The organism is Asaia bogorensis NBRC 16594 (genome assembly GCF_001547995.1).
In the GTDB taxonomy this organism is placed as follows: Bacteria; Pseudomonadota; Alphaproteobacteria; order Acetobacterales; family Acetobacteraceae; genus Asaia; species Asaia bogorensis.
The window spans coordinates 667,482-687,478 of the sequence record NZ_AP014690.1; the positions used below are offsets into that span (position 1 = coordinate 667,482).

Here is a 19,997-nt window from a genome sequence, read left to right on the forward strand (position 1 = left end):
ACCGCATCGTGAGAGAACGATGCCCGGGTGCCATTGTCCGCGCGGGGTACGTCATGCGAATGACCCTGTGCGGCATGATGGGTGGTGCATGAGCGACACAACGGCAAACACTGTAATCCAACCCGGAGGTCATGTGCTCGACTGGCTGCCGCTTCTGGCATGTCATGTCGATCCTGATGGACGTGTGTCCTATCTCAACAGGAACTGGTCACGGTTTTCGGGTTTTGAAGGGCGTGTTGCCCCATTTCTTTGGACCGATCTGATCGACAGTTCGGAGCAGTCGCTTCCCTGTCGCTGTCCGGACAAGACGGAATACTGCGTTCAGCGCCATGTCACTCTTCGGCACCATGATGGTGCGCCCGTTCAGACGGATCTGCATTGGCAAAAGCTGGGCATGAACGAAGGAGGGGGCTGGCTTCTTTTTGGTCATCCCGAGGCAGATTTCCCTCTGCTCAATGCTTTCTCACCTCGCACCACCGCGCCGGAAACCGGGGCGGCAGAGAATCCTCGTACCCAGGTTCGTGGCGCTCACCTGCCTGCCGGTCATGCAGGTCTCGCGGCATCGGGTCTCGCCTCTGACAGCAGTGCTGGCAGCGATCCTGGCGGGCTTACCCTGCCTCTTTCATCCCCCGATATTCTCGACGCTCAGCGGCGGGCGACGGCAACGCACCGGCTGATGCGGTCTCCATCGGGTGACGCGGCTGGAGAGGATCGTTCTACTGGCACCGTCACAGGGCTTTCTGCCGAAGGTCGGCACGAGGGGGCTACGCATGATGTGCTGACCGGCCTTCCCACATGGCGTCATTTCGAGAGGGAGGCAGGCAGGCACTTCGAGCACGCGGCCGGTTCCGGGGAGAACCTCGGTTTCCTGCTGGTCGATATCGATTATCTCGGCGATCTCAACGATCTGTACGGGCGTGATATCGGTGATCTCGTTCTCAGGCTGGTCGCTGACCGCCTGACCTTGCTGACGGCTGGCGAGGGGTTGATTACCCGCAGTGGCGATGACGAGTTTTCGGTTCTTGTGACAGGTAGCGTCGATGCGGCCACACTTGCCGCTCATGCTCAGGCGCTCCTGAGTTTCGTTGATCTGCCCGTGCGTATCGGGACGCAACAGATCACCTTCGGGCTCAGCATCGGCGCCTCGCTCTACCCTCGCGATGGCGACACACTTGGGCGGCTTCAGCACCACGCCCTGCTGGCGGTCAATGACGTCAAGGCCCGTGGACGCGGCGGATACCGGCTTTTCGATCCGTCCATGATCAGGCTCGGCGATGGTGTGACCGCCCAATCAAACCTGATCCGGGGCATGTTGCGCGATGACCTGATCTACCCCGCCTATCAGGCCAAGGTCAGTCTGATTGACGGGCATATTGTCGGGGCCGAGGCCCTGATGCGCTGGTACCGCGACGGTGTGGTGGATTGCGGGCCGGAATCCTTCCCTGAAATCTTCCGCTCCTATGATCTTGCAACGCGTGTGTCGGCCAGGGTGCAGGAGCGGGTGTTCCAGGACATCGCCCTGTGGCGCAGGACAGGCCTTGAGCCACCCCATATCTCGATCAATGTCGCCCCCGTCGAGTTCATGCAGGATGACTATGCCGAGAAACTGCTTGCCCGTCTGGACAGGTTCGGTCTCTCGGCCCGGCTGATCGAGCTCGAACTGACCGAACATGTTCTCTATCAGAACAGTGAGCATTATCTGCATCGCGCCCTGACTGTGCTGCGCCGCGCAGGGATGCGCATCACGCTGGATGATTTCGGAACAGGCTATTCCTCGCTCAGTTTCCTGCGTGATTTCCCGATCTCGTCGATCAAGATCGACCGCAGCTTTGTCCGTCAGATCTGCACAGAGCCCTCAATGGAGGTCATTGTGGAAGCGATCATTCGCTTCGGCGAGGCCGTTTCGGTCGAGGTTGTGGCTGAGGGCATCGAGACCGCTGACCAGCTGGCTATTCTCCAGCGCATCGGCTGTCCCATCGGGCAGGGATATCTGTTTTCCCCACCCGTGGCATCAAGCGGCTTTGCGCGACTGCTCTCTGAGGGGCGCTCGCTGATACCGTGACCTTCCTTCGCCACGACGTGTCTTGGGGCTCGGTCGGGTAACGCATGACGAAGGAGGGTATAGATTGCCTTTTGTCCGGATACTCGCTAACAATCCGGCCATCAGGCGAGAGTGACGGAACGGTAGACGTAGTCGGCTCAAAATCGACCGCCGCAAGGCATGGGGGTTCGAATCCCCCCTCTCGTACCAGATTTTTCACCGAAAACAGGCTGAAAACAGGCTATTGACCGGGCCGTGACTTGCGCCTTGCTGTCCGGGTCCGGCATATCTCGCAAACTTTCTTTCAGTTTGCCTGCCTGCCAGTTTACCGGACCGATCATGCCCCAACGCCCTGACAGAAAACCCGCCCGCCCTTTCTTCTCATCGGGCCCCTGCGCGAAACGTCCGGGCTGGACGCTGAACGCGCTTGATGGCGCGCTGCTTGGCCGGTCCCATCGTGCTCCGGAGGGGCGTGCACGGCTCAAGGACGTCATTGACCGCTCGCATGAGGTGCTGGGTGCACCTTCAGACTGGAAGATCGGTATCGTGCCGGCTTCCGATACCGGTGCCGTGGAGATGATCCTCTGGGCGCTGGCGGGTGACAGGCCGATCGAGGTGCTGTCTTTCGAAAGTTTTTCGGGACTTTGGGCGCAGGACCTGCGCGATGTGCTGAAACTTGATGATCTTGTCGTGCATGAGGCCCCTTACGGGGAACTGCCCGACCTGACGCGCATCGACTGGTCGCATGATGTGGTGCTGACCTGGAACGGCACAACCTCGGGCGTCTGCCTGCCGGGTGGCGAGGCTGTTCCGGCAGTGCATGAGGGGCTGGTCATCTGCGATGCTACCTCGGCGGCGTTTGCCATGGATCTGCCCTGGGATCGGCTGGATGTCGTGACATGGTCGTGGCAGAAGGCCCTTGGCGGTGAGGCCGCGCATGGCATGGTGGCCCTCAGCCCCCGTGCGGTGGCCCGCCTTGAGGCTGCAACGCCCCGCGCACTGCCCAAGATCTTTCGCCTGACCAACAGCAAGGGGCTGATCGACGCTATTTTCTCGGGCGATACCATCAATACGCCCTCCATGCTTTGCGTCGAGGATGCGCTCGACAGCCTCAAATGGGCTCAGTCCATCGGCGGGCTGCCGGCGCTGAAGGCCCGCTCGCGTGCCAATCTCGATATTGTATCCCAATGGGTCGAGCGCACCGACTGGGTGGCGTTTCTGGCAGCTGATCCGGCGCGGCGTTCAAGCACCTCCATCTGCCTGCGTATTGTCGCGCCCTGGTTTGCCGCACAACCGGTCGAAGCCCAGCACAAGATCGTCAAGGCGCTGACGGGCCTCGTGGCTGAAGCCGGTGCAGGCTTTGACCTTGCCTCCTATCGCGATGCACCGCCGGGGCTGCGCATTTGGGGGGGCGCTACGATCGACGCCGCCGATATCGAGGCTCTTCTACCGTGGCTCGACTGGGCCTATGAGACGGTCAGCATGGAATACGCCGCATGAAAATGACTGACGAGCCTGATACCGCTCTTTTGCCCTCGGGGTTTATCGACCTTCTCCAGCACGAGGCCGAGGCCGAAGCGCAGGGTATTGAATCCGTGATGGATGTGTTTGCCGCTCATGGCTATGAGCGCGTCAGACCGCCTTTGCTCGAATTCGAGACATCCCTGCTCCACGGTGCCGGTCAGGCGCTTGAGGAGCAGAGCTTTCGCCTGATGGACCCAGAGTCCCGTCGCATGATGGCCCTGCGCCCTGACATGACGACCCAGATTGCCCGCATTGCGGCCACACGCCTTGCCGGAACGGCGCGCCCGCTGCGTCTGTCCTATGCTGGGGCCTGTATTCTGGTCGGTACGCCCGGGCGAGAGGGCGAGCGTCAGATCAGCCAGGCGGGGATCGAGCTGATCGGGGTCGATTCCGTCGAGGCCGATTGCGAGATCGTGCTGATTGCCGCCGAAGCGCTCGAACGACTGGGTATTGCGGATTACTCCTTCGATCTTTCCTGCCCCGCCCTTGTTCAGGCGCTTGTCCAGCTCTCGGGCTATACCGGCACACGGCGCGCCGCACTCGTTCATGCGCTCGATCGCAAGGATATGGCCGCCGTTGCGGAGCTGGGCGGCCCGGTCGCTGCTGTGCTGACGGCACTGGTCGAGGCCTGCGGCCCGTCCGATGCGGCGCTGGCTATTCTGGAAAAGCTCGAATTGCCGCCCGAGATCAGGGTCCATGCCGAGCGTCTGATGGCTGTGGTACGCGCCATTCATGCCCGTGCACCGGGGCTGCGCCTGACCGTCGACCCGGCTGAATTCCGTGGCTGGCAGTATCACACCGGTGTCTGCATGACCGTGTTTGCCCGGAGCCAGCGCGAAGAGCTGGGCCGTGGCGGGCGTTACCAGGCGCAGGGTGAGGAACCTGCCTGCGGTCTGACATTCCGCCCGGAGGTCCTGCTGCGGGCGGCCCGACCGATCACACTCCGTCCGCGGGTTTATATCGCACCGGAATCGCAGGATTCCGAGGGAGCGGCACGACTGCGCAGGGAGGGCTATGCCACGGTTGCCGGTCTCGACAGCGTCGAGGATCTGGCTGCTGAAGCGCGTCGTCTGAACTGCCCCTTTGTTTTCGTCGCTGACGAACTCATCACGCTGTAAAAGGAAAAGAGCATGTCCAACGTCACCGTCATCGGCACCCAGTGGGGTGACGAAGGCAAGGGAAAGATCGTGGACTGGCTGGCCAGCCGTGCGGATATCGTCGTCCGCTTTCAGGGCGGTCACAATGCCGGTCATACGCTGGTGGTGGGCGATCAGGTCTACAAGCTCTCCCTGCTGCCTTCCGGCCTCGTGCGCGGCAAGACCGGTGTGATCGGCAATGGCGTGGTAGTCGACCCCGAGGCGCTGCTTGCCGAAATCGACCGCGTGTCCGCGCAGGGGCTGGTGGTCAATCCCGAGACCCTCTGGGTGGCCGACAACGTGCCGCTCATCCTGCCGCTGCATGTTGCAACCGACCGCGCGCGTGAAGCCGCACGCGGCGACCGCAAGATCGGGACCACGGGGCGTGGCATCGGACCGGCCTATGAGGACAAGGTGGCCCGTCGTGCCATCCGCCTGTGCGACCTCTCCGAGCCCGAGACGCTGGACTGGAAGCTGGACGAGCTGCTGCTTCATCACAACACGCTCCTTGCTGGTCTCGGCGCGCCGACTTTCACGAAGCAGGAAATCCTGGATCATCTGGCGAAGCTGGCCCCGCGCGTGCTGCCCTTCGCCTGTTCGGTCTGGGAGCGTCTGGACGAGGCCCGTCGTGCAGGCCGTCGTATCCTGTTTGAAGGGGCGCAGGCTGTCATGCTCGATGTCGATCATGGCACCTATCCTTTCGTGACCAGCTCCAACACGGTTGCGGCTGTCGCGGCCAGTGGCAGTGGTGTCGGCCCCGGCACGGTGGGTTTCGTGCTCGGCATTGCCAAGGCTTACACCACCCGTGTGGGCGAGGGGCCGTTCCCGTCCGAGCTGTTCGATCAGGTCGGGCAGGATCTTGGCGAACGCGGTCGTGAATTCGGCACGGTCACCGGGCGTGCCCGTCGTTGCGGCTGGTTCGATGCTGTACTGGTGCGCCGCGCTGCCCGTGTGGGCGGTGTCAGCGGTATCGCCCTGACCAAGCTCGACGTTCTGGACGGCTTCGAGGAAGTGAAGATCTGTGTGGGTTACGAGCTTGATGGCAAGGTGATTACCTCCTTCCCGTCCAGCCCTGCCGCTCAGGCAAGGCTGAAGCCCGTTCTGGAATCCATGCCGGGCTGGCAGGAAACGACCTTCGGGGCGCGTAGCTGGGCCGATCTGCCTGCGGCAGCCATCAAGTATATTCGCCGTATCGAGGAACTGATTGAAGCACCGGTAACGCTGCTTTCCACCAGCCCCGAGCGCGATGACACCATTCTGATGCGCGATCCTTTCGAGGATTGAGCCTACCGGCGCGGGCCGGCAGGCCCGTAGCCATCCGGTACAAAGCGGGTCATTGGCTCCGTCGCCATGATCCCGCAGTCAACTCTTCTCATAGGAGGGCCGACACTTGAACAGACGCTTGGCCAGAGCGTCATTGCCATGACGCTCGCCATGATCAGATCCCCACGGTCCTTCAGGACCGTGACGGAGCACGACGATAGCTCCGCTGCAATCGTCCCGGTGCAATCTGCCTCGCGACATCTGGCACACAGCGTGGCCGCCCTGGTCGTGTCGCCTCCCGCTTCGTGTTGGGCCTTTTCATTCCGCCGCGATGATATGAACCCTCTGTTATTGGGTAAGCGCTGCCCACCGCCCACCGCGCTTTCGCTACAGGATGCAGAGGCAGAAGCCGTGCACATACGCGTTCCGTGCGTATCTTTTCGATCTCTCCGGTGAAGCTCATGGAGATTGCTACACGGGTGCCAATCAGTGATGTCATCGGGTGATTGAAATTCCCTTCCCGTCGACATGGATGGCGTGAGTTTTTATCTGATAATACATGTATCGACACAGTACGGAATGAATAAGAAGCAGTATTTTTTTTATATGTTGATTCTGATTCAAATCATAATAATCATAGATTATATTACATTGTTTCGTGATTTTTCTATCAATAACTTTGATATATATTGAGTGTTTATTAAGGTTCTCAAAAAATTTAGGTTTATGCCTCACGGCATTGATCTGTCCCGGGTGCTCCTCACCCAGCGATGCACATGCATTTCGAGAAATGCCCTTTTTCAGCCCAGGTGCCATTCGGGTTCAGCGATTGGGCGCCAAAGCATAAGGAACGCTGTCATGGCGACAACTTTGTCCGGCACGTGGTCGGCGGTGAACATTAGCGGTCAGACAGTTTACCAAAGCGGTACGACAACCGTAGGACAGCCTGCGTCATTCGCTGCCAATGCATCCATTACGGTTACGAACGGCGCAACCGTTACATCGCTCTCGGGAACGTCACTGACGATAACGGTGCAGGCGGGCGGTGTCGTCACCGACGCCACCCTGACAGCCGGTACACTAAGAGTTGCCAGCGGCGGCATATTGAGCGGGAATATTCTGAGCGGTGTCGCGACCACCCTGAGTTCTGGTGCCCAGTCCATCAACGATACTTATCTGAAGGGCGCGGCAGGGGGTACGTGGTCCTACGCCCTCAACGGTGCGACCGTGACAGGCGCAACCGTGGGGAGTGGCGGATATCTGCAATTGCAGGCAGGCGCCACCGGATCGAACATCACTGCCGCCGATGGCGGGTCCGCCTCTCTTGCCGCGGGGACAACCAACGGATTTCATGCAGTCAATGGCGGCTATCTTCAGTCAGGGACGATGGTCTTTTCCGGCTATGCCGGCAATGGAACCACGGTCTCAACTGGCGCAATCCTGAACGGGGTATGGTCGGCGGTCAACGTCAACGGCAAGACGGTTTACCAGAACGCCACGACGACAGTCAGTGATCCTGTGATTCTCAACGGGGCCACACTTTATGTAGCAAGCGGTGCGATAGTTTCTGGTCTCACCTGTATCTCCAACACGATCCCGACGATCAGCATATACTCGGGCGGTACCGTGCTCGACTCCCATATCACCCGTACCTATGTGCGCGTGGATAATGGAGGTGTTCTCAGCGATAATCAGCTTGATGGTTGCGATGTCACGCTCAGCACGGGCGCGCGTTCAACCGACGATACCTATTCCTGGTATGGTTTCGCCGTGCAGAGCGTCAAGGTGGCCAGCGGTGCCACCATCACCAATGCGAATGTCACCAGCAACACGACCATCAGCGCGGCCACGGGAGCAACCCTGAACGGCGTTCATGTGGCTTCTGGCGGGTCTGCCGTCATCGCAGCAGATGTCGATCTGTCGGGATTTCATTCCGATGCCGGGACCTATCTGGCCACATACACGCCGATCGGCGGTACGGTTACGGTGCCATCAACGCCCGCGCCCCCTTCAGGGACGGTCCTGACCGGCACCTGGAGTGCCGTCAATTCCGGCGGAGTCACGGTCTATAAAAGCGGTGTGACATTCGTGCAGGCTCCTGCCACGCTCGGAAACGGGGCGGTGCTCTGGGTTACGAGCGGTGCGACGGCCAGCGGCCTCTCGGGCTATGCAAACGCCGTCTATGTTCAAAGTGGTGGGACGCTCGCTGGATCCTATCTTGCCAATGGCTCTGTCTTTGTTTCGTCGGGTGGTATCACGAGCGGCAACCAGTTCAACTCGGACCCGGTGACGATTGCTGGAGGGGGCAGCTCCGTCAACGATATTTTCTATAACAGTGGCTATGACAAGAACATCACGCTTGTTCAGGCTGGCGGCTCGCTGATTGGCGGTCAAGTCGGGTCAGGGGGTATCCTCTCTGCTGTGTCGGGCTCCGTTGTTCAGGATCCTTCGGTGGGAAATGGCGGGTATCTTGTGGTTGACAAGGCCGCGACTGAAGTCTGCTTCCTCAAGGGGACGCATATCCTGACAGCCCGTGGCGAGATCCCTGTCGAGGCGCTCCAGCTTGGTGAGGCTGTTGCGTGTCTGGTGAACGGTCAGACGGTCTTTCGTCCGATTATCTGGATTGGTAGCCGGTTCAACCGCCTCGAACCCTGGCAGCCTGTCGATCTGGCGGGCTATCCGGTGCGGATCGAGGCTAATGCCTTCGAGCCCGGCATACCCTCGCGCGATCTTCTCGTGACCCCAGAACACTGTTTTGCATTTGAAGGGCGGATGCTGCCGATCCGTATGCTCGTGAACGGCAGGAGCATACGCTATGACACCGCAATCCAGAGCTACGAATATTTCCATATCGAGCTATCGGAGCATTCGATCATCCTCGCTGAGAATACCCCGACCGAAAGCTATCCCGACACCGGGAACAGGCATATTTTCAGGGAGTCTGGCAATGTCGTCGCGCTGCGTCCTGAGCCGGCGCCGCGTTATGCCCTGCCTCTATGCGTTGATCGTGCCTATGCACAGCCGCTTCACGAGCGTTTTGCCCGTAAGACGGCGGGCGTCGAAACGCCGATTGTCACCGATGAGCCGGACCTGCGCCTTGTCGATGCGGCAGGGCGTGAGATCCGTCCCGTGCGCCGCGACGGTACGAAATATGTGTTCCAGGTTCCGCCCGGCACGTCTGGGGTTCATATCGCCTCACGGGCATCGCGCCCCTGCGACAGCATCGGACCTTATGTTGATGATCGCCGTCGCCTCGGCGTGTTGATTGGTGCAATCACAGGCTTTTCCTGCGATGGCCAGATGGCCGTGACCTCTCATCTGACCGCCGAGGCTGTCTCGGGATGGTATCCGGGAGAGGGGGGGTACCGCTGGACAGACGGGTTCGGCTGGCTGCCACTGACGGATGAGGGTGGAGTAACGAATTCGGTTATCCTGTGCGTTGAGGTGATCGCGGCAGGTCCGTATGTGTCCGAGCCATACGAGGCTGGGATGGCCTCAATCGCGGGCTGAAAAAAGGCTGAAGTCGGGAGGCTCGTTTATCGAGCATCCTGATCTCAGCGCTTCAGACTTAGAAAGATGCTTCTGGGTATGGCGCGGCGGTCTTTGCGCTGGAATTCTTCTTTGCAGTGCCCCCCTCACGCATCGCCCTTCCCCAGTGTCCCGGACCCGTACCGTTCGGGGCGGTTTCAGCGAGGACCTCTTGGAGGGGCCTCGCCTCTGACGCCTGACGGAAGCACGCCGGTAAGACGGATGAAGGCTTTCGAGAAGGCAGCGAAGCTTTCATAACCTGCACTCATCGCCGCGCTGGCGACGCTTTCTCCTTGGGCAAGCTTCTCATAGGCATGCGCGATGCGCAGGCGTTGCCGCCATGCCGAGAAGCTCAGGCCCGTATCTCCTGCAAAATGACGGACGAAAGAGCGTTGCGACATATTGGCCAGTCGTGCCCATTCTGGCTGGCTTCGACGGTCCGACGGGTTGTCTGTCAAAGCCTGCGCCACACGCCTGAGCCGTGCATCCTGCGGGAAAGGAAGGGCTCCCGTGTCTTGCGGCAGGGAAAGGAATTCATCCCAGAAGCTCTCCGCCAGTCGTGCCACCACCGGTGTCCATAGCGGATTGCGGGCCTGACGGGCGAGGCGCACGGCCTGTGCATTGAGCAGATCGCTCCCGCGCGACAAAAATGGATAGGCTGGCAGGGCCTGACATCGCTCAGGATGGACATAGAGGCTCCAGCCCATGACCGCGCCGTGGGAGCGAGCCTCGTGAGTCAGGGATGGCGGGAGCCATAATAGCTGCCCAGGGCCGATCAACCACTGAGCTGCCTGCGTGCGCAGCGCCATGACGCCACGCGCAATACCGAAAATCTGCCCGCGTTCATGGACATGCGGACGGGCCTCACGGCGCTCGCCCTGTTCCATATGGCCCCCGAGAATCCAGGGGGCGTCATGCGCTGTGACTTCGTGCGGGACCATGCTGCATTTGGCGTCCATGCACTGATTTATGGCGCATAGGCGCAGGAACGCCAGCAAATAAGCCGCTAGGCTCAGTTCATTCGCCTTTGGGTGTCATGAGGTGATCATTCGGGAGACACGCTTATGAAGACAGGTTTTATCGGCCTTGGTGCTATGGGGCATGCTATGGCCATGAGATTGCTTGAGGCTGGGCATGATCTGGTGGTCTATAATCGCACCCGCTCAAAGGCCGACGCCCTCGTCGCGCACGGCGCCGTGGTGGCCGACACACCTGCCGAGGTGTCGAGGCAGGCAGATGTCGTATTTTCCATGTTGTTTGACGATGCCACAACTCAGGAAGCCAGTTTTGGACCAGATGGACTTGCGCAAGCCATGCGTGAAGGCGCCGTTCATGTCTGTTGCAGCACGCTCTCACTCGATCAGGCGCGCCGGCTGCGCGATGGTCATGCGGCGCGTGGTCAGCATTATGTCAGCGCCAATGTGCTGGGTCGGCCGCCCGCCGCCGAGGCTGGAAAACTCTATGCCATGATCGCCGGTGAGCAGGCCGTGCTGGATCGCGTGTCCCCAGTCATGGAAGCGTTCAGCCAGCGGATTTTCCGGGTGGGGGATGACCCGGTGCAGGCGAATCTCGTCAAGCTCAGTCTCAACTTCATGATCTACTCGACCATTGAGCAGATGGCGGAAGTCTTTGCACTCAACGAGCAAATGGGGACAGATCCGGCACTGGTGTTCGAGATCATGACCAACAGCTTCTGCAATGCCCCGGTGCACAGAAATTACGGTCAGCTTATGGTTGACCGCGCCTATGATTATCCTGGGGCACCTGTCACATTGGGCCTCAAAGACGTGAAAATGTTCCTGCAAGCCGGGCATGAAATCGGCCTGGACCTGCCTTATGCCGATATCGTGCATGACCGTCTTGCGGCTTCCATCGAAGCGGGAGACGGGGAACGGGACTTTGTGGTTCTGCGGGAGCGGGTCAAGGCAGGGCTCAAGCAAGGCTGAGCCGGTATGTGGAGGGGGAGGCGATCCCGCAAGAGGATTTCCACCCCCTGCCGGTCCGCCATGCGCAGCCCTGCCATTCAGCCGTGATGCCAGGCCGCACCCGTGTAGAAAAATCGCCCCATACCGATGGTGAAGATCAGGCAGCCATAAAGGGAATGTTCCAGACAGGCGAGGCGCAACGAGCGGTGACGCTCGTAATCGCGGGCAAACAGAAAGCCGCCAGCAAAGGTGAGGGCTATGGCAATCCAGTTGAGGAAGATGACATGAGCGAAGGCAAAGGTGATTGCGCTGGCCAGTATCCGACGCGTTGGGGTCACGAACAGTGACTGATAGCGATAGAACAGGAAGCCCCGGTAGAGCATCTCCTGCGGCCAGACGGAAAGCAGGGGATAGAGGCCCATGATGACCAGCCAGAAGCCCGGGCAGTGTCGGGGGAGGTCCAGGAAATGGGTGGGCCAGAGAAAATAGGCCAGAATTGTGAGCGCGCTCCCCAAAATCCCGAAGCGTATAAAGACGGCCCGTATTTCCCTGTGCACGTCATGCGATACAGGGAGACGCCCACGTATGGAACGCCACGCGATGATCGCGCCAACCCATAGCCCGGCGAACAGTATTCCCGGCTGACGCAGGGCCAGCACAAGAAGCGGGCCACCCCCGTAGAGTGCGAGAAATTCGCTCAGACGCAGCGCCCGAGGCAGGAGACGCTTTAAGGGGGCACGGTGGGAGGGCGTCATGGCTTTACCCCTTTTCGGGACAGGCTGTTACCGTCGCGATGAAAACGCCCGATTGAATGGCAGTAGGCCGCGTCAGGCCGAGCCCGACATGCTGCGAGCAACGCGGGCGCGGCACGCGCCGCCAGTTATCCAGCTTCTTCCGTGACTGACATGCCACCGGCGAGAGGGTAACGACAACGCAGCGAAGGGTTCTCGACATGAGCGCATTGAAACATCGCACGCGATGCTCCAGTAATGGGCGACGCTGAGTATGTTGGACAGAAAGAAACGGCTCTCTCGCTGGGGATGCAGGATGACTGCAAACCCAGCGGGATCGGATCAGGCCTGCACATGATGATGCAGGGAGATTCCTTCGTCCTGTTTGCGGCGCAGTTCGACTTCGGCGGCCATCGCCTTCTGAAGCTTTTCGAACGCACGCGCCTCGATCTGGCGGATACGCTCACGCGACACGCCATATTCGTGTGAGAGCTCCTCGAGTGTCGACGGATCGTCCTTGAGGCGTCTTTCGGTCAGAATATGCCGCTCACGGTCGTTCAGCGATTTCATGGCCTCGGTCAGCAGGGCCTGACGTCCGCTCATTTCCTCCGCTTCACCCAGCGTCGTCTCCTGGCTTTCCTGATCGTCAACCAGCCAGTCCTGCCACTCGCCTTCGCTGTCACTACGGAGGGGGGCATTGAGGCTGTGATCCGGTGCCGAGAGGCGCTGGTTCATCGACACCACATCCTGCTCAGGTACACCAAGCGTCGTGGCAATCTTGTCGACCTGCTCCGGTTTCAGGTCACCATCATCGATGGCCTGCATCTGGCCTTTCAGACGACGCAGGTTGAAGAACAACTTCTTCTGCGATGCGGTGGTGCCCATTTTCACGAGCGACCATGAGTGCAGGATGTACTCTTGCATCGCTGCGCGGATCCACCACATGGCGTAAGTAGCTAGGCGGAAGCCACGGTCGGGATCGAAGCGTTTAACGGCCTGCATCATGCCGATATTGCCCTCGCTGATCAGTTCGTTCAGCGGCAGGCCATAGCCACGATAGCCCATGGCAATCTTGGCAACGAGGCGCAGATGGGAAGTAACGAGCTTGTGGGCAGCAACGTCGTCTTCCGTGTCACGCCAGCGGCGGGCAAGTTCGACTTCTTCCTGCGGCGACAGGATGGGGAATTTACGGATCTCCTGAAGGTACCGTGTGAGGTTGTTTTCAGGGCCGATAGACATGACGGCGGAAGAGGCCATTGGGCTGCAACTCCTTTCGCCCGGACAGAGAAGGAACCAGATATACGGGTATTCACCCTGTTGGTTCCCGCTGGCGGGTGACGCATGGATAAGGAAGGACTTACGTCACCGCACGATACCCTCCCATTGAGCGATATCAGGCGGCACGTCCGTTCCGGCGGCGCGTCAGCTCGTCGGATTGGCTATGAGTGGATCATACAGCTTTTTCCGAGTCAAGAAAACGTACCACATTACTCCTATTTAACCCGGACGATAGTTCACGGGGTGCGCAAGTCCTTATCCAGCCTGAAGCAGGATGAAAGCGCGCTTTGATCAGCGCCCTCGCAGCGCACGCAGGAGTGACTGAAAATCCTCTGGCGGCTCTGAGGTGAATAGCAGGCTCTCTCCTGTCCGGGGATGGGTGAAACCGAGCCGCGCCGCGTGCAGAGCCTGACGAGGGAAGTCGAGCGCTGTCCTTCTTGCTGCCTCGGGCAACCCACGTGCGGCCGCGGGGATGCGGCGCAGATAGACCGGATCGCCAAGCAGCGGATGGCCAGCCTGAGAGAGATGCACGCGTATCTGGTGAGTACGACCCGTCGCGAGCTTGCATTCGATCAGGCTTACGGAGGCGTCGAAGGCTTCGAGGCAGCGCACATGGGTCAGGGCGTGCTTGCCCCCCTGGGTGACGACTGTCATGCGTTTGCGGTCGCGCTTGTCCCGCCCGATCGCACCATCATAACTGATGGTGGCTGGCAGAAGCCCCCAAGCCAACGCCTTGTAGGCTCGATCAATATCACGCGCGGCGAAGGCATCGGAAAGCGCATTATGCGCGAGCGGCGTCTTGGCGACGACCATCAGCCCCGACGTATCCTTGTCGAGACGATGCACGATACCGGGGCGCTTTTCGCCGCCGATTCCTTCCAGATCCTCACCGCAATGACCCAACAAGGCGTTGACCAATGTGCCTGTCTCGTTACCCGGCGCCGGATGCACCACCAGCCCAGCTGGCTTGTCGAGCACGATCAGGTCGCGATCCTCGAACAGGATCGGAAGGGCGTGATCCTCGGCCTGCGGGCGGGCAGGGGTGGCTGGCGGCACGACCAGCACGAGGCGTCGCGCGGCTCTGGTGGTTTCCGAAGGCTCGCGTATGATGGCGCCGTCGCAGAAAACCTGCCCGGCCTCGATCAGGGATTTGACGCGTGAACGGGAGAGCGTGCCGATAGAATCGGCCAGAAAGCGGTCGAGCCGCTGCCCTGCCTGCTCTGGCGTGACAACAAACTCGAATCGGTTTTCATCGGGGACATGGGCATCGGTCATGCGCCCCTTTAGCAATTAGGATCACTCGCCGCCATGACTACGCCGCCGCCCCCTGTTTCACGTGTTCTGATGGCTGCGGTTATCGGCATGGGCGTGATGATCGTCATCGGCACGGCCGGGCTGATTGGCGTTGTGGTCCATCGTGCCATGCATCCCCATCAGGCGATCCTGCAGGAGAGACAGGTTTCTGCTTCCCCAATGCCGGGGCAAGGCAACATCGTGGAATCCGGGGCCAGTCAGAAACGGGGGGATGGGGCCGCGGTGTTCACCCTTCACGGTGGCGGGCATGTGCTCTCACAGATCGTGCGCCCCGATGGCAGCCTGTCACTGCTGATCGCAACCCCCGAAGGCGAGCAGATTGTCATCTGGAGCCCTGAGTCCAATCGTGTGATGGCGCGCTTCGCTCTCAGTCCCTGAGATGATCTTCCTCCCGCGCCGGGAGCCTGGGGGAGACACCAAAATGGGTGCTCCGGAGTGTGGTCTCGCACGCGATACGACGCGCCCCAAACGTCCCGCCGGTTCTGGTCAGGTCAGTACGACGAGAGCTTCGGCACGCCCCGCCTCGAGGCCAAGGCGCTCATAGACCGGCCCCATCTCGACAAGTCCCGTCCAGTGGCTGAAGCTTTTCTTGTCCATGCCCAGATGGTGCGGCATCACCACGAGCGGTGGCGGATCATCCATGAATTTGATGCGTAATGTCGCCCAACGCGGTGCGATATGCCGGTGATAGACGGCCGAGAGCGCACACTGGTCGATGCACCAGTTGGTGGGATTGGCGCCATGATAGGCACTGATGATGTAGTCGCTCAGCGCCTGTGCGATGACGGGCAAAAGAGGCTTCTCGCCAAAATAGGATACGCCAGCGCCGAACCCCCACGGCTCACCACCGCACTGTCGACCGTCGCGATCATAGGCATAAAGTCTGAAGCCGTAGTCATAATTCCCAAGCATGTCGCGTGCGAGAGACAGGAAATCGACCGGGATCATGGCATCCATGTCGATTGTCATGATCGGCCCGTCAGCGAGACGGGCGATCCGCGGCATCATCAGATAGCGGATGCAGGAAAAGCTCGCGCCATCGGAATGCGACAGGCTGCCATAGGCAAAGACCAGCGAGACCATGCTTTTTTCTCTGCGCAGGGCCGAAGCGACGTCCTGCAGGAACGCAACCTGCTCGTCCGAGGCATGGGCGACGCCGAGAACCAGCCTCACATGTCCTGGCGCCTCAGCGCCATCGCAGGCCTGGATTAGTGAGGCGATCAGTCCAGGGATGAAGGCAAAATAGCGCCTGTCTCCGCCTGCGATCAGGGTGAGTTCCGGCCTTGAGCCGCCCGCGCCCTCTTCCTCATCGGGTAGTCCCGCCCATCGCCATGCGTCAATACTGAGTGGGTGCGGGTCAGCCGGACGCGTGGCGTGGCCTTGCCATGTATAGACCCCACCGTTGAAGTGAATGAAATAGCGCTGGTTTTGCAGCGAGAGGCTGCGTGCCGTGTCATACAGGGCATTGGCTTCCTCCTGCTCGCCATCGAGCCAGTGTTTGTGGCCTTCCAGTATGGCGAGGGCATGAGAAGGACCATTGAGGCGTCGCTCCTCGTTGAGGAAAATCTGTCGCCGTTCTGCCGGACATTGTGTCCATTTTTCCTCGAGGCGATGGTAATAAGGCGTCTGTTCGGCAAAGCCTCCGTCAGCAGGAAGCCAGCCCGGGATGAGCAGATCCTCGTATGACGGATCGAGCGGCCGTCCTATCGCACGCTCAAGCGTGGGCCAAAGCGTTAGAAAGGTTTCGGGCTTGGCAAGGCGCGCCCGAAACCGATCGATCACGACAGGGGTCTGAGCATCCTCTGGCAGTGCACCCGTGATGGCCGCAATCAGGGCTTCCTGGCAGGCGGGCTCGTCATGCTGCAGGCGTGCGAGGATGGCCCGTAGGATCAGGGCGTCTGTCCGGAGGACGCTGTTTTCGAGCACATCGAGGCAGAGCAGGGCGACGTCATCCAGCCCGATGAGGAGGCAGAGCCGCGCCAGAAACATCATATGACGGGGCTCGTTATAGTCTGTGATGGTCAGAAGAAGCTGCCGGGGAAAATCGTCAGGCTCGCCCCAGGGTGAGCGACCCCCGACAGCATTCGTCTGCAAATCCTGCATGGCCTGTGTCGCAGCCTCTATGGCGCGATGAAAGGCAGCATTGGGCCAAGCCGTGGCAACCGGCTTATCGGCCTGACAGAGGGTTTGTCCGTTTTCCGTCAGGGAGAGGTCACTCAGGCCCAAACGGGTTGGCCCAAGGGTCAGGCTGAAGCCGTCTCGTCCGGGGCGGATCGTCTCGCCGTTGTCGAGTTTCCAGTCCCGTGAAAGCGCGGCATGCAGGACGCTCAGATGCCCGGCGTCCAGGGCGAGAAAATGCTCCCATTCCGCGCAGTGGCCGACGGCACGGAATGTCTCTCCCTCGCGACAGCTGATTGTGAGCGCCCCCCCCCCGCAGGGCAACAATGGTGCTATGACCGGGCGTATCGTCCATGGTCATGCCCGGTGCAGGGGCTATGATCACAACCTCGAACGGAAGGGGCGCGGATTCAGAACGCGCCCGGTATCCGGGATCGAGGGGCAAGGCATTCCCGGACAGCACGTCCGCGATGGGAGCGGGAAACAGGCGGCCGCCTTCAGAACATACAACGGCGCCATGCCAGGTGAGCAGGATCATGGCCATAGGTGAAAGATCTCCTGGCGCCGGGTTGTGCAGCAGCCTCGTTCTGTTCTTCGTGTTGCAGCGTTGTCGCGCAGCATGTTTGGCATCAAGGCCCTCAAGAGTTCCGGGCGATCTACCCCGCGAGGACGGCCTGCATCAATCCGGGAAAACGCGCATCGAGATCGTCTCTGCGGAGTGAGTTGAAATGCTGCACGCCCTGTATGCGCGTATGGAGCAGCCCGCTCTCACGCAGTACCTGAAAATGGTGAGACATACTTGAGCGTGGCCGATCACCAAGCAGTGCGGCGCAACTCGCTTCGGGAACCGAACCGAGGTGCTGAACGATTTCAAGACGGATCGGATCTGCCAGCCCTCGCAGGACTCCCAGCAGGGTGAGGCTCTCCACAGGGGGGTGATCGTAGTCAGGCATCTGGGCTGTCCGGTTCCAAAAAACAGGAGGGGAGGGGTTGTCGTCACGACGACGCATCCCCATTCCTGATATTGTTCGACAAAAATCGAATTAAACCCCCACGGGTTCATGAGGACTTAGCATTATGACAACTCTGTTCGATCCGATCCAGCTTGGCGCCATCGACGCGAAGAACCGGATCCTGATGTCACCGCTCACACGTGGCCGTGGCACACGTGAGCATGTGCCGACGCCGGTCATGGCAGAATACTATGCCCAGCGCGCCAGCGCCGGACTGATCATCTCTGAGGCAACCGGTATCAGCCGCGAGGGACTGGGTTGGCCCTACGCACCCGGTATCTGGTCGCAGGAACAGGTCGAGGCCTGGAAGCCGATCACCAGGGCGGTGCACGACAAGGGCGGCAAGATCGTCGTCCAGCTCTGGCATATGGGGCGCATGGTACATTCCAGCGTAACGGGTCAGCAGCCGGTCTCCAGCTCGCCCACCTCTGCACCAGCGCCGCTGCATACTTATGATGGCAAGCAGGAGCCGGAGCAGGCACGCGCACTCACCAAGGCCGATATCACGCGTATTCTGGGCGAGTACGAGGTTGCTGCCCGCAATGCCATCGCAGCCGGGTTCGATGGCGTGCAGATCCACGCCGCCAATGGCTATCTGATTGATGAATTCCTGCGTGACGGCACCAATCATCGCGAGGATGAGTATGGCGGATCGCCTGAAAACCGCATCCGCTTCCTGCGTGAAGTGACAGAACGCGTCATCGCCACCATCGGGGCAGAACGGACATCCGTGCGTCTCTCACCGAATGGCGATACGCAGGGTTGCATCGATAGCGCGCCCGAGACCGTGTTCGTGCCAGCAGCAAAGCTGCTCAATGACCTCGGCATAGGCTTCCTCGAGCTGCGTGAACCCGGCACGAACGGGACGTTTGGCAAGACTGACCAACCCAAGCTGCATGGCCCGATTCGTGAAGTATTCCGGAATCCTCTGGTTCTGAATCAGGACTACACACGTGAGGAGGCTCTTGAAACCGTCGCCAACGGGACGGCCGATGCCATCGCATTTGGCCGTAAATTCATTGCCAACCCTGATCTTCCACGCCGTTTGTCTGAGGATCTTCCGCTTCAGTCAGACGACATCAAGACATGGTACAGTCGTGGGGACGAGGGATACATCGATTACCCTTTTTATAACGAATCGTGACTTTGCCATAAAGCCTGCCGAGGTGTGTTGACCTCGTGACGTGTTCGGGTTTCAGGAAGATACATTTCGTTTCTTTCTGGAACCCCGATGCGCATCACGTCTCTTTTCGCCGCAGCCTTCCTCTCAGCTCTCACTGTGTCTACGGCTCTTGCCGGCCCGCTACCTGTGGTCGCTGTCAACCGGGAGATCGGTCTCTCAATGGCCGGGATCTTTGATAATCTCGTGGGGGGCTATGGCGACCAGTATCAGACGACGGGTGGTCAGTGGTACCGCCCCTATCACTCCGCGTCGCAATCACGCTCCCGCCGTATCGGCTGGGTCCCGGGGTTTCAGGTGGACGCCTCGACCATGGTCTCTCTGGGGCGGATAGAAAACCTGTATGCCTCCGCGCTTTTCCGGCTCGGCTCGGGAACACGCAATAACAAATATGCGAGCAGCTACAGCTCGTCCTATGGCAGCGACGCGTGGCAGACCAACGGTGGGGAGAGTGCCAACTCGACCTATAGCCGTGGCGAAATCGGCAAGGGTTTCCTAGTTCTGCATGACAAGGCACTCATCACCCCCTTCGTCCAGGGGGGATATGACAGCTATGGCTACAATAGCTTCGGTGGGCAGAATGCCTTTTTTGTTGGGCTCGGCCTGAATGCGGATTATGCGCTGACCGATCGTCTGGTTCTGCGCGGTCGGTTCGGCTGGGCCGAGATTCTCGACACAGGGACCTATCGCGTGAATGGTGCCTCGACGCGGCCGCGCTGGGAGGGCAGTCTTGGGGCGGATTACCGCATGACCCGCCACTGGCATCTGACGGCCGGCGGAGACTACGCCTATACATCCTATGGCCATGACACATACCGCTATGCCTACCAGAACATGAGCGAGGGGCAGGTCTCGGGACGCTGGACCTCAAGCGGCATCCAGAACGGCCTGACCCTGCGTGCAGGTCTCGCCTACGCGTATTGAGGCGGCAGGGTAATCCGGCACA

16 protein-coding genes and 1 tRNA gene are annotated in these 19,997 nt (G+C 60.3%); 11 read left to right on the forward strand and 6 right to left on the reverse strand.

Going from position 1 to position 19,997, the window contains the following annotated elements; genetic code table 11:
* Nucleotides 1–88 precede the first annotated feature (88 nt).
* The 6 genes from Asbog_RS02970 to Asbog_RS02995 all read left to right on the forward strand — a co-directional run bounded on the left by Asbog_RS02970 (nucleotide 89) and on the right by Asbog_RS02995 (nucleotide 9,474).
* On the forward strand, nucleotides 89–2,062 hold the full coding sequence (locus Asbog_RS02970) for a putative bifunctional diguanylate cyclase/phosphodiesterase (RefSeq protein WP_062164037.1): 1,974 nt from the start codon (nucleotides 89–91) through the stop codon (nucleotides 2,060–2,062).
* Nucleotides 2,063–2,167: 105 nt separating this feature from the next.
* Nucleotides 2,168–2,251 (forward strand) — tRNA-Leu (locus Asbog_RS02975).
* A gap of 129 nt (nucleotides 2,252–2,380) precedes the next feature.
* Entirely contained in the window at nucleotides 2,381–3,541 is a 1,161-nt protein-coding gene (locus tag Asbog_RS02980) for a phosphoserine transaminase (RefSeq protein ID WP_062164038.1), read from the forward strand.
* 2 nt (nucleotides 3,542–3,543) lie between these two features.
* Nucleotides 3,544–4,683 (forward strand): ATP phosphoribosyltransferase regulatory subunit, encoded by a 1,140-nt coding sequence (locus Asbog_RS02985; protein WP_023979134.1) that lies wholly within the window; start codon nucleotides 3,544–3,546, stop codon nucleotides 4,681–4,683.
* A gap of 12 nt (nucleotides 4,684–4,695) precedes the next feature.
* Nucleotides 4,696–5,985 (forward strand): adenylosuccinate synthase, encoded by a 1,290-nt coding sequence (locus Asbog_RS02990; protein ID WP_023979133.1) that lies wholly within the window; start codon nucleotides 4,696–4,698, stop codon nucleotides 5,983–5,985.
* Between the two features lie 837 nt (nucleotides 5,986–6,822).
* Nucleotides 6,823–9,474: a Hint domain-containing protein gene (locus Asbog_RS02995; RefSeq protein ID WP_062164039.1), complete on the forward strand. Its 2,652-nt coding sequence runs from the start codon at nucleotides 6,823–6,825 to the stop codon at nucleotides 9,472–9,474.
* A gap of 176 nt (nucleotides 9,475–9,650) precedes the next feature.
* Here Asbog_RS02995 and Asbog_RS03000 read toward each other — a convergent pair whose 3' ends face one another.
* Nucleotides 9,651–10,433: an AraC family transcriptional regulator gene (locus tag Asbog_RS03000; RefSeq protein WP_062164040.1), complete on the reverse strand. Its 783-nt coding sequence runs from the start codon at nucleotides 10,431–10,433 to the stop codon at nucleotides 9,651–9,653.
* A gap of 123 nt (nucleotides 10,434–10,556) precedes the next feature.
* Here Asbog_RS03000 and Asbog_RS03005 point away from each other — a divergent pair, with 123 nt between their 5' ends.
* Nucleotides 10,557–11,438, forward strand: a complete 882-nt coding sequence (locus Asbog_RS03005) for an NAD(P)-dependent oxidoreductase (RefSeq protein WP_062164041.1) — start codon at nucleotides 10,557–10,559, stop codon at nucleotides 11,436–11,438.
* 77 nt (nucleotides 11,439–11,515) lie between these two features.
* Here Asbog_RS03005 and Asbog_RS03010 read toward each other — a convergent pair whose 3' ends face one another.
* The gene (locus Asbog_RS03010; RefSeq protein WP_062164042.1) at nucleotides 11,516–12,172 is read right to left on the reverse strand and encodes a CPBP family intramembrane glutamic endopeptidase; all 657 of its coding nucleotides are present in this window, start codon (nucleotides 12,170–12,172) and stop codon (nucleotides 11,516–11,518) included.
* Between Asbog_RS03010 and Asbog_RS14475 the strand changes: the two genes are divergently transcribed.
* A complete protein-coding gene (locus Asbog_RS14475) occupies nucleotides 12,171–12,317 on the forward strand; it encodes a hypothetical protein (RefSeq protein WP_171840656.1) in 147 nt (48 codons plus the stop codon). The genes Asbog_RS03010 and Asbog_RS14475 overlap by 2 nt on opposite strands.
* A gap of 173 nt (nucleotides 12,318–12,490) precedes the next feature.
* Here the strand turns inward: Asbog_RS14475 and rpoH are convergent, their stop codons facing one another.
* Together rpoH and Asbog_RS03020 are read right to left on the reverse strand one after the other, a co-directional pair.
* Nucleotides 12,491–13,405: an RNA polymerase sigma factor RpoH gene (gene rpoH, locus Asbog_RS03015; protein WP_062164043.1), complete on the reverse strand. Its 915-nt coding sequence runs from the start codon at nucleotides 13,403–13,405 to the stop codon at nucleotides 12,491–12,493.
* Nucleotides 13,406–13,717: 312 nt separating this feature from the next.
* Nucleotides 13,718–14,701 carry an RluA family pseudouridine synthase gene (locus tag Asbog_RS03020; protein WP_062164044.1) on the reverse strand — a complete coding sequence of 328 codons (984 nt, stop codon included), beginning with the start codon at nucleotides 14,699–14,701 and terminating at the stop codon, nucleotides 13,718–13,720.
* Between the two features lie 33 nt (nucleotides 14,702–14,734).
* Between Asbog_RS03020 and Asbog_RS03025 the strand changes: the two genes are divergently transcribed.
* Nucleotides 14,735–15,118: a hypothetical protein gene (locus tag Asbog_RS03025; RefSeq protein WP_146926466.1), complete on the forward strand. Its 384-nt coding sequence runs from the start codon at nucleotides 14,735–14,737 to the stop codon at nucleotides 15,116–15,118.
* Nucleotides 15,119–15,226: 108 nt separating this feature from the next.
* Here the strand turns inward: Asbog_RS03025 and Asbog_RS03030 are convergent, their stop codons facing one another.
* Both Asbog_RS03030 and Asbog_RS03035 read right to left on the reverse strand, forming a co-directional pair.
* On the reverse strand, nucleotides 15,227–17,182 hold the full coding sequence (locus Asbog_RS03030; RefSeq protein WP_062164046.1) for a hypothetical protein: 1,956 nt from the start codon (nucleotides 17,180–17,182) through the stop codon (nucleotides 15,227–15,229).
* Nucleotides 17,183–17,514: 332 nt separating this feature from the next.
* Nucleotides 17,515–17,811, reverse strand: coding sequence for an ArsR/SmtB family transcription factor (locus Asbog_RS03035; protein WP_062165681.1), 297 nt, complete (start codon nucleotides 17,809–17,811; stop codon nucleotides 17,515–17,517).
* 124 nt (nucleotides 17,812–17,935) lie between these two features.
* On the opposite strand from Asbog_RS03035, the gene Asbog_RS03040 reads away from it, so the two are divergent.
* Together Asbog_RS03040 and Asbog_RS03045 are read left to right on the forward strand one after the other, a co-directional pair.
* The gene (locus Asbog_RS03040) at nucleotides 17,936–19,015 is read left to right on the forward strand and encodes an alkene reductase (protein ID WP_023979120.1); all 1,080 of its coding nucleotides are present in this window, start codon (nucleotides 17,936–17,938) and stop codon (nucleotides 19,013–19,015) included.
* A gap of 87 nt (nucleotides 19,016–19,102) precedes the next feature.
* On the forward strand, nucleotides 19,103–19,975 hold the full coding sequence (locus tag Asbog_RS03045) for a hypothetical protein (RefSeq protein WP_062164047.1): 873 nt from the start codon (nucleotides 19,103–19,105) through the stop codon (nucleotides 19,973–19,975).
* Nucleotides 19,976–19,997: the final 22 nt, after the last annotated feature.